Origin of the sequence: Streptomyces cavernae, from assembly GCF_004023625.1 — a bacterium.
GTDB classification, from domain to species: domain Bacteria; phylum Actinomycetota; class Actinomycetes; order Streptomycetales; family Streptomycetaceae; genus Streptomyces; species Streptomyces cavernae.
The window spans coordinates 55,394-68,834 of the sequence record NZ_ML137716.1; the positions used below are offsets into that span (position 1 = coordinate 55,394).

General features: G+C 69.9%; 12 protein-coding genes and 1 riboswitch. Of the genes, 3 read left to right on the plus strand and 9 right to left on the minus strand.

Annotated elements, in window-relative coordinates; all coding sequences use genetic code 11:
• Window positions 1–193: 193 nt before the first annotated feature.
• Both EF387_RS09650 and EF387_RS09655 read right to left on the minus strand, forming a co-directional pair.
• Window positions 194–1,543 carry an NYN domain-containing protein gene (locus tag EF387_RS09650; RefSeq protein WP_128376104.1) on the minus strand — a complete coding sequence of 450 codons (1,350 nt, stop codon included), beginning with the start codon at window positions 1,541–1,543 and terminating at the stop codon, window positions 194–196.
• Window positions 1,544–1,578: 35 nt separating this feature from the next.
• On the minus strand, window positions 1,579–1,821 hold the full coding sequence (locus tag EF387_RS09655; RefSeq protein ID WP_128376105.1) for a hypothetical protein: 243 nt from the start codon (window positions 1,819–1,821) through the stop codon (window positions 1,579–1,581).
• 152 nt (window positions 1,822–1,973) lie between these two features.
• Here EF387_RS09655 and EF387_RS09660 point away from each other — a divergent pair, with 152 nt between their 5' ends.
• Window positions 1,974–2,702 carry a rhomboid family intramembrane serine protease gene (locus tag EF387_RS09660; protein ID WP_128376106.1) on the plus strand — a complete coding sequence of 243 codons (729 nt, stop codon included), beginning with the start codon at window positions 1,974–1,976 and terminating at the stop codon, window positions 2,700–2,702.
• Entirely contained in the window at window positions 2,699–2,980 is a 282-nt protein-coding gene (locus EF387_RS09665) for an Lrp/AsnC family transcriptional regulator (protein ID WP_128376107.1), read from the plus strand. Before EF387_RS09660 ends, EF387_RS09665 begins: the two co-directional genes overlap by 4 nt.
• 323 nt (window positions 2,981–3,303) lie before the next feature.
• Here the strand turns inward: EF387_RS09665 and EF387_RS09675 are convergent, their stop codons facing one another.
• The 7 genes from EF387_RS09675 to ctaE form a co-directional block, all read right to left on the minus strand.
• Window positions 3,304–5,481, minus strand: a complete 2,178-nt coding sequence (locus tag EF387_RS09675; protein WP_338058098.1) for a protein kinase domain-containing protein — start codon at window positions 5,479–5,481, stop codon at window positions 3,304–3,306.
• A 65-nt stretch (window positions 5,482–5,546) separates the two neighbouring features.
• Window positions 5,547–6,908 carry an aminotransferase class V-fold PLP-dependent enzyme gene (locus EF387_RS09680; RefSeq protein ID WP_128376110.1) on the minus strand — a complete coding sequence of 454 codons (1,362 nt, stop codon included), beginning with the start codon at window positions 6,906–6,908 and terminating at the stop codon, window positions 5,547–5,549.
• A 190-nt stretch (window positions 6,909–7,098) separates the two neighbouring features.
• Window positions 7,099–7,215: riboswitch (SAM riboswitch) on the minus strand.
• A 118-nt stretch (window positions 7,216–7,333) separates the two neighbouring features.
• On the minus strand, window positions 7,334–8,398 hold the full coding sequence (trpD, locus tag EF387_RS09685) for an anthranilate phosphoribosyltransferase (RefSeq protein WP_128376111.1): 1,065 nt from the start codon (window positions 8,396–8,398) through the stop codon (window positions 7,334–7,336).
• Window positions 8,399–8,562: 164 nt separating this feature from the next.
• Window positions 8,563–10,209: a cytochrome bc1 complex cytochrome b subunit gene (gene qcrB / locus EF387_RS09690; protein WP_128376112.1), complete on the minus strand. Its 1,647-nt coding sequence runs from the start codon at window positions 10,207–10,209 to the stop codon at window positions 8,563–8,565.
• Complete coding sequence (gene qcrA, locus EF387_RS09695) at window positions 10,206–11,273, minus strand: cytochrome bc1 complex Rieske iron-sulfur subunit (protein WP_128376113.1); 1,068 nt, start codon at window positions 11,271–11,273, stop codon at window positions 10,206–10,208. Before qcrA ends, qcrB begins: the two co-directional genes overlap by 4 nt.
• Window positions 11,270–12,079 (minus strand): cytochrome bc1 complex diheme cytochrome c subunit, encoded by an 810-nt coding sequence (gene qcrC, locus EF387_RS09700; protein WP_128376114.1) that lies wholly within the window; start codon window positions 12,077–12,079, stop codon window positions 11,270–11,272. Before qcrC ends, qcrA begins: the two co-directional genes overlap by 4 nt.
• A 76-nt stretch (window positions 12,080–12,155) precedes the next feature.
• The gene (ctaE, locus tag EF387_RS09705) at window positions 12,156–12,776 is read right to left on the minus strand and encodes an aa3-type cytochrome oxidase subunit III (protein WP_128376115.1); all 621 of its coding nucleotides are present in this window, start codon (window positions 12,774–12,776) and stop codon (window positions 12,156–12,158) included.
• A 199-nt stretch (window positions 12,777–12,975) separates the two neighbouring features.
• Between ctaE and EF387_RS09710 the strand changes: the two genes are divergently transcribed.
• Window positions 12,976–13,380 carry a DNA-binding transcriptional response regulator gene (locus tag EF387_RS09710; RefSeq protein ID WP_128376116.1) on the plus strand — a complete coding sequence of 135 codons (405 nt, stop codon included), beginning with the start codon at window positions 12,976–12,978 and terminating at the stop codon, window positions 13,378–13,380.
• The last annotated feature ends 61 nt before the right edge of the window (window positions 13,381–13,441 follow it).

Here is a 13,441-nt window from a genome sequence, read left to right on the forward strand (position 1 = left end):
TGATCAGTTCAAATCCTCGTCGGAAAAATCTCGGAGAACAAGCGCATTCTTTACACACAGCACACAAGACGTAATGCGCCTCTGACGCTACGTCGCACCGAAAGCTCGCTAATTCGGGCATTTCGGACGGAGGTTGCGGTCGATGCCTCCAAGCGTTTTTTCAACCCCCGACGCCCGGCCGGCAGGGCAGCACTCAGCCGCGCGACAACCGCTTCAGCAGCACCAGTGAGGCGACAGGCCGCGCCCCCGCCTTGGCGACCCCGTCGGCCACCTCACGGTCGGTGGAGGCGACGATCACCGGCCGCCCCGGCGGCTCCGCGCGAACGAGCTGGCGGATCAACTCGTCCGCGGTGACACCGGGTTTGGAGAACAACACCCGTACCCCGCGCGGCGGCGCGAGCAGTACGGGAGCGGCCAGTTCGGCGCCGTCGAAGACGCACGTCACCTCCGCCCCGGTCTGCGCGGCGAGCTGGGAGAGCTGGCCGAGCAGTCGCAGCCGCTGCTTCTCCAGCGGCATCTGCGGATAGCCGGTCTTGGTGACGTTGTAGCCGTCCACGACCAGATGCGCCTGCGGCAGCGCCAGCAACTGGTCAAGGATCGCGGGGTCGTTCTCGGACAGCGCACGGGCGGCGATGTCCTTGGGGGTCATCCGGCCCGGTTCGACCGCGTCCACCGTCTCGGCGGGACGCACCGAGACGGGCGGCAACGCCAGCTCCCGCCTGAGTCCCTGCGCCGCGTCGAGCACGGTGTCCAACAGCAGCCGCACGCGCATGTCCTCGACGCTGCGCCCCTCACGCGCCGCCTTCCGGGTCGCCTCCAGCGCCGCCTCGGCCTCGCCGAGCCGCGCCTTGAGCCGCCGGTTCTCGCTTTCGGCGGCGGACAGCTGGGCCTGGCCGTCCGCGCGCACGGCGTCCATCTCGCCCTGCAGTTTGCGCAGTGCCGCCTCGCCGCGCTTGACGTCGCTGAGCGCTCCGCGCAGCTTCCGGTGCAGCGCTTCGGCTTCCTTGCGGGTGGAATCCAGCTCCACGCGCAGCCGCTCGGTCTCGGCCCGGGTCTGGCCGCGGGCCTGCGCCAGTTCCTCACGCAGCCGCTCCAGCTCGGCGCGGTTCTCCTCGTCGGCGCGCTCTGCGTCCGCCCGCTGGGCCTCCTCGCCGGCCGCGGTGACCAGCTTCACCCAGCCCGTGGGGCGCAGCACATAGGCCGCGGCCGCCACGTCCAGCGGGTCCGCGGCCGGGGGCGGCGAGCCTGAGTCCAGGGCGCCGGCGAGCTCCGGCTGGGCCTCTCTGAGTCTCTCGCCGATCCGCTGCCGGAACAGGGTGTCGGTCTCCAGCGCCGCGGCCATCGCGTTGCCCGCGAACTTGGCCCGGCGGGTCGGGGTGAACCGGGCGTACTGCCTCAGCTGTGCGGGCAGCTCGGCGACGGTCAGGCCGCCGAAGCCGTCCGAGACGATCTGGACGACGCGGCGGCGCACGCCGTCGGGCAGCGGCCGGTCGAGCACCTCAGCGGCGCCGTCGGCCGGCTCCCCGCCTGTGGTCTCCACCATCCGTCACCCCACATGTCCACGGGGCCCGCTCCCGCTCAGGAGCCGGCGCCCGGCCTGTCCACGAGTTCCACCTGGTCCACAGCGTTGCACCAGCGGCAGCGCACCTGCTCGATGGTCTCACTGACCACCTCGCGCTCCTCGACGGTCGGCGCGCCGGCGAGATCGAGATGCACATACTCGACGACCTTCGACGAACGGGTCACGTCGAAACGCGTGAGGTTGCCGCAGAGCGTGCAGCGCCAGCGGGTCGTGTCGGTCGGCAGGGGAACCGTCGTCATCGTGGCTGCTCTTCCTTCCAGTCTCCGTGATGCGCCAGTTTCCCTGGTGCGTGTGGCTCGTAACCCTACGGCCTGGAACGCACCTCATGCGCTGGGGCGGCGAGCGGCGAGGCGGTCTGTGCCGGTGGGTCCGATTACGTCATGCTCTGTCCATGATCAATACGTGGATGGGGCGGCGGGCCGCTCTCCGGCCGGTGCGGGCTCCGGTGACGTACGGGATCATCGCGCTGTGCTGCCTGTTCTTCGTCGTGGGCCCGGCCTCGGGACTCAGTCCGGCGTACGGGACCGGGGAGCGGCTGCTGACGGCCCAGGGCGACTACTTCCGGCGCTGGGGCGTGGTGCCGGCCGAGCTCTTCTCCGGGCCGCCACGGGACCTGTTCACCCCGCTCACGGCCCTGTTCGTGCACGGCAGCTGGTTGCATCTGCTGGGCAACATGCTGTTCCTCCAGGTGTTCGGGGTGATGGCCGAGGAACGCATGGGCCGGCTGCGGTTCACCCTGTTCTACGTCGGCTGCGGCACGCTGGCGCTGCTCGGGTACGCGGTCGCCAACGCCGGCTCGGAGCGGGCACTGGTCGGTGCGTCCGGGGCGATCTCCGCGGTCCTCGGCGCTTTTCTGTACCTGTTCCCCTCAGCGCGGGTGACCAGCCTGCTGCCGTTCCTGTTCTTCCTGCCGCTGCGGTTTCCGGCCTGGGTGGTGCTGCCGTTGTGGGCGGCGTTGCAGTGGCTGGCCGCGGGCCGCGACACCAGTGGCCCCGGAGTGGCGTACCTGGCCCATCTCGTGGGCTTCTCCCTGGGCTTTCTCCACGCCTGGGGGTGGCAGCGGCCGGGGACTAGAGTGAGGGCCACAGCGCCGGCCCCCGAGGGAGAAGAACCGCAGTGATCACCGCGATCGTGCTCATCAAGACCAGCGTGGACCGGATCCCCGAGATCGCCGAGTCGATCGCCGCGCTGGACAGTGTCAGCGAGGTCTTCTCGGTGACCGGCACCTACGACCTCATCGCCATGGTGCGCGTACGGGCCCACGACGAGCTGGCGGAGGTCATCCCGGGCCGGATCAGCAAGATCCCGGGCGTGGAGGCCACGGACACCCACGTGGCGTTCCGCACCTACTCCCAGCACGACCTGGAGGCGGCCTTCGCGATCGGGCTGGACGGCTAGGTCCTGTCGTCAAATTCCCGTCGTCCGCCCGGAGGGCGGGCCGCGCGGCGTCATGGGGCCCCCTGCTCATGGGGGTCCCCCCGCTCGAGCGCAGCCGAGAGTGGGGGAGAAGCCGAGAGCTTGGGGGAGCGTGCTCCGGGGGTCCCCCCGGCCGGAGGCTGGGGGAGTGCCGTGCGGAAGCCCTCGTACTGGACGCGCTTGGGCTTTCGCCCGGTGCGGCGAGTGGGGGTCCCCCTGCTCGGAGAGCTTGGGGGAGCGTGCATGGCGTCGCGCGGCAGACGGGAATTTGACGACAGGGCCCAGGGCCTGGTCCAGGACCTGCCCTAGGACTTCAGCGCGAGGGCCGTGACTCCGTCGGCGGTGGCGACGTAGATCCGGTTCCTGTGGACCACGGGGCTCTGGGTGCCGAGGGACGCTCCGCCCTCGGCCCGCTTCTGCCAGATCCGGCGGCCCCGGCGGTTCAGGCCGTAGAGCATCGAGCCGTGGCTCATGTAGACGGTGTCGCCCGAGACGGTGGGATCGCTGTACTGGTTTCCCTCGTCGTCGGGCCGGAAGGTCCACGCCGTCGATCCGTCGGCGGGGTCCAGGGCCACGAGCTGGTAACTGCTCGCGGTGACGGCGAGGCCGCCGAAGGCAGCCCAGGTGAGGTAGCGGTCACCGCCCAGCTCTTCGTCGCCCCTGTTCCACAGCGGCGAGCCGTTCAGGCTGATCCCGTGCAGCGGCTGCTCGCCGCTCGATCCGACCACGAGCGTGTCCCCGACCACCGTGGGCCGCCCGGCGTCGGTGCCCACCCGCGCCGACCAGAGCCGCTTGCCGGTCGCCGCGTCCAGGGCCTGTACCTCGTCCCCGAAGGTGCCGACGTACACCACGCCGTCCGCCACCACGGGCTCGCTGGTCGGCGCGGGACCGGTGGGGGTGCTCCACCGCACGCTGCCGTCCGGGGCGAATGCCCGCACACCGCCCGCGTCCGACGTGCTGCTGTACGAGACCAGGACCAGCCGGCCCGAGGCCACCGGGATCTGGCTGTTGTCCGCGGCGAGCGGCTTCGTCCAGCGCACCTTCCCGGCGTGGCTGAGCGCGCAGAGTTTGGAGGCGCCCTCCTGCCCGTCGAACAGCAGGCAGTACACACCGTCGGCGGTGGCGAGCGGCGACATGACGTCCCCGCCGAGAGCGGTGTTCCAGACGTTCACCCCGTTCAGGTCCACGGCGTGCAGCGAGCCGTCCGCACCGCCCACGTACAACCGCTTCCCGTCGGGCGACAGCCCGGCACAGGGCCCACGCCGCCCGGCCAGCCCCTGGACCTTGTACTGCCAGCCCACCCGGGGCGTTCCCGGCGTTTTCGACGGTGAGGAGCGGGCCGTGGCCCCGGGCCCGCCCGCGGCCCGGCCCCCGCCGTCCGACGAGTCCCGCAGCAGCAGCCACCCGCCGAGACCCCCGGCCGCCACCACCCCCGCACCCCCGGTCAGGGCCCTCAGCAGACGTCGCCGCGAGGGCGGCTGCGGTGAGGGCTCCACGACCGCCGGTACGTCCGTGACCGTCATGGGCGCCACGTACTCGACCCGGCTCTGCCGCTCCCCCGAGTCATGTGCCGGGATCCAGCGTTCACCGCCGTCGGCGGCCTCGGGCCCGTCCGGAGCACCGGCGGCGTACCACCCGGCCCGCAGATGTTCACGCAGGGAGCCCGTGGTGTGCCCGGTGGCAGCGATCACGTCCGCGGGCGTCGGCCGCGCGCCGGGGTCGTCCCGCAGACACGACTCCACCAGTGGCAGATGCTCCTTCGGGACTGCGGGCAGATCGACGTCTCCGGTCAGAATCCGCAGCAGTACGACCGAATCCTGCCCCTCGCCGAACGGTTCCCGTCCTCCGGCCGCGTACGCGAGGACCGCGCCCAGCGAGAAGACATCGCTGGCCGGCCCCACCTGGGCACCGTTGCGGATCTGCTCCGGCGAGACATAGCCGACCGAGCCGACGACGGTTCCGGTCCGGGTCAGCGCGGTCGCCTCCAGGGCTCTTACGATCCCGAAGTCGATGACCCGCGGGCCGTCGGGCGCCAGCAGGATGTTGGACGGTTTCAGGTCGCGGTGGACCATGCCCTTGGCGTGGATCGCGGTGAGTGCCTCGGCCAGCGCGGCGGCGAGGACGCGCACCGCGTCCGCGGGCAGGGCTCCGCCGTCCAGTACGGCGTCCCGGAGGTTCGGGCCGTCCACGAACTCCGTGGCCATCCAGGGCCGTTCCGCCTCGGTGTCCGCGTCGACGACCCGCGCGGTGTAGGTCCCGGCCCCGCCGATGGTCTGCGCGGCCCGCACCTCCTGGCGGAACCGGGCCCGGAAGGTACGGTCCTCCGCGTGCTCGGACCTGACCACCTTGACGGCCAGTCGAAGCCCGGTGCGCGACTGGGCGAGATAGACCTCGCCCATGCCTCCCGCACCGAGCCTGCCGAGGACCTCGTAGGGTCCGATCCGTCGAGGATCCGCATCGCGGAGCGCCTCCACCCCGTGCACCCCCTGTCTCCGCGCCGCCGTGTGGCCGCCGAGGGGAGCGTATACGCATGGGACGCGTCAGGGGATCAGACGGCGGGTACGCAACGCCCGTCCTCCGTGCGGTAGTTCCACTTCGCGCCGTCGCGCACGAGTTCCCTCACCGCGCCGACGAACCGCTCGACGTGCTCGTCGGGCGTGCCCGCGCCGAAGCTGACCCGGATCGCGTTGAGGGACTTCTCGCCGGGGGCCGCCTCGGGGGCACCGCACTCGCCCTCGGTCTGCGGGGCGCTGCCGAGGAGGGTGCGCACCAGCGGGTGGGCGCAGAAGAGGCCGTCGCGGACGCCGATGCCGTACTCGGCGGACAGTGCGGCGGCGAAGTGCGAGCTGTTCCAGCCCTCGACGACGAAGGAGAGGACGCCGACGCGCGGGGCGTCGTCACCGAAGAGGGAGAGGACGCGCACCTCGGGCACCTCGGCGAGGCCCTCGCGGACCTTCCGGACGAGGTGCTGCTCACGGGCCACGAGGGTGTCGAACCCGGCCTCGGTGAGCGCCTTGCAGGCGGAGGCGATGGCGTAGGCGCCGATGACGTTGGGCGAGCCGGCCTCGTGGCGGGCGGCAGTGACGTGCCAGTCGACGTCCACCCCGCCGTCCTCGCGCCGGGTGACCCTGCGGCTGGCACCGCCGCCCGCGAGGTACGGCTCGGCCGCGCACAGCCAGTCGGCGCGGCCCGCGAGGACTCCGGAGCCGAAGGGCGCGTACAGCTTGTGGCCGGAGAAGGCGACCCAGTCGACGTCCAGGTCGCGCACCGACACCGGGTGGTGCGGGGCGAGCTGGGCGGCGTCCAGGACGATCCGCGCACCGTTGGCGTGTGCCGCGGCGGCGAGTTCCCGTACGGGCCACAGCTCGCCGGTGACGTTGGAGGCCCCGGTGACACAGACCAGGGCCGGTGAGCGGGGGTCTCGGTCGGCGAGGGCGCGCTCCAGGGTGGTGACGGCCTCGTCCGGGGTACGCGGGGCGTCGAGGTAGGTCACCCGGCCCTCCCGCCAGGGCAGCAGGGAGGCGTGGTGCTCGGTCTCGAAGACGAAGACCCGGCAGTCGGCGGGGAGCGCGGTGGCGAGGAGATTGAGGGAGTCGGTGGTGGAGCGGGTGAAGACGAGCTGGTCGTCCGCTCGGCAGTCCAGGAAGTCAGCGACCGTCCTCCGGGCGTTCTCGAACAGATCGGTGGACAGCTGGGACAGGTAGCCGGCGCCCCGGTGGACGCTGCCGTAGTAGGGGGCGTACGCGGCCACGTCGTCCCAGACGCGCTGCAGGGCGGGGGCGCTGGCGGCGTAGTCGAGGGCGGCGTAGGTGACTTCGCCACCGGTCACGAGCGGAACAGTGACATCACTGCCCAGAACGGGCAGCGGGGAACAAAGCGACTGGTCGGCGGCAGCAATGGAGAGGGACATGGCGAACTCCCGGGCGAGGCAGGCGAGAACGCGCGCCGGACGGCCACCCGCGCAGGGGCGTCGACGGCACACGAGCAGTGGAAAGGGGTGTGCGGAGGCGGGGCTCGACGCCCTATCGCATTCGCTTGCTCACGGAAGGCTCCCTCGAACGACCAGGACCCCTGGTGTATCCACTCGAAAGAGTGCGAGGGGTCCGCGCTTGCCACAGACCTCGCTGCCTGCGGCCTGGTCTTCACCCGGGGCACCCCGCCACGGACGGAGGGTTGCCGGACAGTCGGCCGGGGCCTCATGACTGTCACTCATGACCTGGTTCCGAACCTACGCGAGCTGATCACCGGCTCGCAACTCATGTCCGGATACCGGGATGCGCGAACGGCGGTGCCGCGCCCGGGTGTCGCCCGGGTCCGGCACCGCCGTCCGCGGTGTCAGCGGTTGGTGGCCGACACCCAGCGCTCCAGCACCTGGCGTGCGGCGCCCGAGTCGATGGACTCCGCCGCCCTCGCCATGCCCGTTCGCAGCTGCTCGGCGAGCGTTCCGGAGCCCGGGTCCAGGGCCACCAGCGCCGCCGCCGAGTTGAGCAGCACCGCGTCCCGCACCGGGCCGGTCTCGCCGTTCAGCAGGCGCCGCGCCACGTCCGCGTTGTAGGACGCGTCCGCGCCGCGCAGCGCCTCCAGCGGGACCGGCTCGATGCCGACGTCACGCGGGTCGAAGGACTCCTCCGTCACCTTGCCGTCGCGCACGATCCACACCCGGGACGTCGAGGTGGTGGTCAGCTCGTCGAGTCCGTCGTCGCCCCGGAACACCAGCGAGGAGTTGCCGCGCTCGGCGAAGACGCCCGCGACGATCGGCGCCATTCGGGCGTCCGCGACACCGATCGCCTGTGCCTTCACCCGAGCCGGGTTGGTGAGCGGACCGAGGATGTTGAAGGTGGTGCGGATCCCCAACTGACCGCGTGCCGCCGCGACATGGCGCAGCGCGGGATGGAACTTCACCGCGAAGCAGAAGGTGATCCCGGCCTCCTCCGCGACCTCGGCGACCCGCTGCGGGGTCAGTTCCAGATTGACGCCGAGCTTGCCCAGGACGTCCGAGGCACCGGACGCCGAGGACGCGGCCCGGCTGCCGTGTTTGACGACCTTGGCGCCCGTACCGGCGATGACGAGCGCCGACATCGTGGAGATGTTCACCGTCTTCGCGCCGTCGCCGCCGGTGCCGACGATGTCGACCGTGCGTCCCGGCACCTCGATCAGGTTGGCGTGCTCGTACATGGTCCGCACGAGTCCGGCGATCTCGTCCACCGTCTCGCCCTTGGCCCGCAGCGCCACCGCGAAGCCGGCGATCTGCGCGTCGGTCGCCTCGCCGCGCATGATCAGGTCCATCGCCCAGGCGGTGTCGTCGGCGGTGAGGTCTCGTCCGTCGAGCAGTCCGTTCAGCAGCGCGGGCCACGAGCGGCCCGCCGCGGTGTCGCCTCCAGCGGGGGTCACAGCGCTCATCAACCGCTCCTGAGTCCGTCCCGTAAGGGACCCGATCCGTTTGCGTCACACCCTATCCAGGCCCGGGGACGGCGAAGGGCCCCGTCCATGCACTGGACGGGGCCCTCGACCGGCCGGCCCGCGGTGTGGCGACCGCGGCGATCAGCGATCAGGCGCGGCGGCGATCAGTGGTGGCCGTGCCCGCTCGTGATCTCCTTGTACTCCTCGACGGTCGGCTTGGCGATCTGGCCGTCCTCGCCGAAGTAGCCCTTGCTGAGCTTCGCGCGCAGCTTGTCCTTGCGCTTTATCTTGCGCTCGACGCCGTTCTCGTCGACCGTCGGGCCGAGCTCGGCCGGCGCGTGCTGCTCGTGCGCGGTGAGCGAGTACAGCTGCTCCTGGCTGAGCGGCTCGTGGACCTCGATGAACTCACCGTGCGGCAGGCGCTTGATGATGCCGGTCTCGCGACCGTGCAGCACCTTGTCCTTGTCCCGGCGCTGCAGGCCGAGGCAGATCCGCTTGGTGACGATGAACGCGATGACCGGTGCGACGAAGAACGCGATGCGGACGAACCAGGTCACCGCGTTGATCGACAGGTGGAAGTGCGTGGCGAACAAGTCGTTGCCACCACCGATCAGCATGACCACGTACCAGGTGATCCAGGCGACACCCACGGCCGTACGGGTCGGGGCGTTGCGCGGACGGTCCGCGATGTGGTGCTCGCGCTTGTCGCCGGTGACCCAGGCCTCGATGAACGGGTAGGCCGCGATCGCCACCAGCACCAGCGGGAAGATGACCAGCGGGATGAACACACCCAGGACGAGCGTGTGACCCGCGAAGTTGATCTCCCAGCCGGGCATGGCACGGATGAGGCCCTCGGAGAAGCCCATGTACCAGTCGGGCTGCGCACCGGTGGACACCTGGTCCGGGCGGTACGGGCCCATCGCCCAGATCGGGTTGATCTGCACGAGCGCCGCGATGGCGGAGATGACACCGAAGACCAGGAAGAAGAAGCCTCCGGCCTTGGCCATGTAGACCGGCATCAGCGGCATGCCGACGACGTTCTTGTTGGTCCGGCCGGGACCCGCGAACTGCGTGTGCTTGTGGTAGAAGACCAGGATCAGGTGCGCCACCACGAGGCCGAGCATGATGCCCGGCAGCAGCAGGATGTGGACCGAGTAGAAGCGGGCCACGAAGTCGCCGCCCGGGAACTCCCCGCCGAAGAGGAAGAACGACAGGTACGTGCCGACGATCGGCACGGACAGGATCGCGCCCTCCATGAAGCGGACACCGGTGCCGGAGAGCAGGTCGTCCGGGAGCGAGTAGCCGGTGAAACCGGTGAACATGCCCAGGACGAACAGCAGGAAGCCGAACAGCCAGTTGACCTCGCGCGGCTTGCGGAACGCGCCGGTGAAGAAGACGCGCATCATGTGCACGAACATCGCCGCGAGGAAGACCAGCGCCGCCCAGTGGTGGATCTGCCGGATCAGCAGACCGCCGCGGACGTCGAAGCTGATGTCGAGCGTGGACGCGAACGCCTCACTCATCAGCTGTCCCTGCAGCGGGACGTAGCTGCCGTGGTACTCCACCTCGTTCATCGACGGGTGGAAGAACAGCGTCAGGTACACACCCGTGAGGATGATGATGATGAAGCTGTAGAGCGCGACCTCACCCAGCATGAAGGACCAGTGGTCCGGGAAGATCTTGCGCAGGTTGGCCTTGGCCAGGGAGTAGATCCCGAGGCGGCCGTCGGCCCAGTCGGCGAGCCGCTCACCGGCCGGCGCCTTGCCGCGCGAACGGCTCTCTCCGTGCGAGCTTGCTGACGTAGTGCTCATCCGCGCTCCCAGAATGCAGGGCCGACGGGCTCCGCGAAGTCGCCGAGCGCCTCGAGGTAACCCTCGTCGTTCACAGTGATGCGCAGTTGCGGCAACGCGTGGCCGGCGGGACCGAAGATCACCCGGCCACCGTCGGACAGGTCGAAGGTGGACTGGTGGCAGGGGCAGAGGACGTGGTGCGTCTGCTGCTCGTAGAGGGAGATCGGGCAACCCACGTGGGTGCAGATCTTGGAGTAGGCCACAATGCCCTCGTGGGACCACTCCAGTTCCTGCTTGTCCTTGATGTTGTCCGGCTGGATCCGGACGATCATCAGGGCGGCCTTGGCGATCTCCTTCTGGAAGTCCTCGTCGTGCTCCTCCAGGCCCTCGGGCATGGCGAAGGTGAGGGAGCCGACCGCCACGTCCGAGGCCTTCAGCGGCTCGTTCGTGTTCATGTTGACGAGCAGCTTGCCCTTGGACCACAGCGTGTGCCGCAGCTTCTCCTCGGGCAGCGGACCGAGGTCGCGCAGCAGGACGATGCCGGACAGCGGCACCATCGCCAGCGCGCCGAGCATCGTGTTGCGGATCAGCTTGCGACGGCCGATCTGCGATTCTCCGGCACCCTGCTTGAAGTCGGCCATGACCTTGGCCTTGACCTCGGGGGCCGCCTCGATGGCGTGCCGTTCGTCGGCGATCTCCACATCGGACATCAGGGTGCGCGCCCAGTGGACGGCGCCCGCGCCGATGCAGAACAGCGCCAGACCCAGGGTCAGTCCGAGCGCCATGTTCAGGGCGTTGGTGTGGCCGAAGGGCCACACGTAGACGTTCTCGTCCACCCCGATGGCCACGAAGGAGGCGATGAAGCCGATCGTGGCCAGCATGGACACCGTGAACAGCAGGGCTACCGTGCGCTCGGAGCGCCTGGCGGCCCGCTCGTCGATGTCCTGGATGCGGTGCTCGTGGGGCGGCAGCCCCGGGTCGGCGAACGGGTGCTTCTCGTCCGCCACCGCCACCGAGCGGTGCTCGTGGTCGTCGGCGGCCTGCGCTGCGGGCAGGTTCTCTTCTGGAATCTCGTGGCTACTCATGACTTCTTGGCCTTTGCGGTCCGAGCGGCGACCCAGACGGCGACAGCGATCATGGCGCCGAGACCGAAGATCCAGCCGAAGAGGCCCTCACTCACCGGGCCGAGGCCGCCGAGGTCGAGGCCTCCGGGGTTCACGGTGTCGTCGCTGTTGACCGCGTTCAGGTACGCGATGATGTCCTTCTTGTTCTCCTCCGACATCACGGTGTCGGGGAAGGACGGCATGTTCTGCGGGCCCGTCTGCATGGCCTCGTAGATGTGCTTCGGGTCGACGTCCTCCAGGCCCGGGGCGTACTTGCCCTTGGACAGTGCACCGCCCTTGCCGGTGAAATTGTGGCACTGCGCGCAGTTGGTCCGGAAGAGCTCACCGCCCTCGGCGATGTCCGCGCCCGCGGGGTCGTACTGGCTCTTCGTCGGCACCTCGGGACCGGCGCCCAGCGAGGCGATGTACGCCGCGAGCTGGTCGATCTCGGCCTGCGAGTAGATGTTCTTCTTCTTCGGCACCTGAGCGCCGGGCTGCTGGGCCGGCATACGGCCGGTGGCGACCTGGAAGTCGACCGCGGCCGCACCCACACCGACCAGGCTGGGCCCGTCGGTGGTGCCCTGTCCGCCCGTCCCGTGGCAGCTGGCGCAGCCCACCGAGTAGAGCTTCTTGCCCTCTTCGATGGTCAGGGACTGGGCGGTTTCGTCGGCCTGCGCCTTGTCCGCGGGCGCGAACGCGGCGTACAGCCCCCCGGTGGCCGCCAGCGCGAGGAGTAGGACGACGACAGCCGCCAGCGGATGGCGTCGTCGTGCGGAGAGCTTTTTCACGGATTACCCCGGTGTCAGGATCTTCTGCGTCGATGCTTCTGGAATGGATCGGTTCGCCCCGAGAGCGCCGGCCCGACTACTTGATCATGTAGATCGTGGCAAACAGGCCGATCCAGACGACGTCGACGAAGTGCCAGTAGTAGGACACGACGATGGCGGCGGTCGCCTGCTCGTGGGTGAACCTCCGGGCCGCGTAGGTGCGGCCGAGGACCAGCAGGAAGGCGATCAGACCGCCCGTCACGTGCAGTCCGTGGAAACCGGTGGTCAGGTAGAAGACCGAGCCGTACGGGTCGGAGGAGAGCGAGAGCCCGTCCTTCTTGACCAGCTCGGTGTACTCGTACACCTGGCCGCCGATGAAGATCGCACCCATGATGAACGTGACGATGAACCAGCCCCGGAGCTTCTTCACGTCACCGCGCTCGGCGGCGAACACGCCGAGCTGGCAGGTGAGCGAGGAGAGCACCAGGATCGTGGTGTTCGTCGCCGAGAACGGGAAGTTCAGCGCGGAGGCCTTCTCCGACCAGAACTCGGGCCCGGTCACCGATCGCAGGGTGAAGTACATCGCGAAAAGGGCCGCGAAGAACATCAGCTCGGAACTCAACCAGATGATGGTTCCGACGCTGGTGAGGTTCGGCCGGTTGACCGACGGGTGCGCGTGCCCGGTATCTACTGTCGTTGCTGTCGCCACGCCCGACATTATGTCGGTCGCTTATCCCGCCCTCACCCCCGGGGGTGCTGTTCGGAGTGTCCAGCGGGTTTCCCGGGCGTATGCCCTGGCCGAAGGGGGCTTCGAAGGTGGGTGCGGACCGCTGTTGACCATGGCTCGGTAGGAGTAGCATCCGCGCTACGGCTCTCCGATCAAAGACGACGGGGACCCCAACGGACACGGAGGAACAATGCAGCGGACCGCCACGGTGCTGGTCTACAGCGACGACTCCAACACCCGCGAACAGGTCCGCCTCGCGACCGGCCGCAGGCCCGCCCCGGACGTGCCCCAGGTCGAGTTCCTGGAGTGCGCGACCCCGGCCGCCGTGCTGAAGGAGCTGGACCGCGGCGGCATCGACGTCTGCGTCCTCGACGGTGAGGCGGTGCCCGCCGGCGGTATGGGTATCTGCCGGCAGATCAAGGACGAGATCTTCAACTGTCCGCCGGTGCTGGTTCTCATGGGGCGGCCTCAGGATGCCTGGCTTGCCACCTGGAGTCGCGCTGACGCGGCGGTGACGCTTCCTGTGGAGCCTGTTGAGTTCGCCGAGGCGTTGGCCTCTCTGCTCCGTAAAAGAGTCGGCGTAGTCAGCGCCTGAGAGCTCGGGGGCTGCACCTGCTGGGGCGGCCGCGGGCCTGGCGTGGTTGCTCGCGCCCACG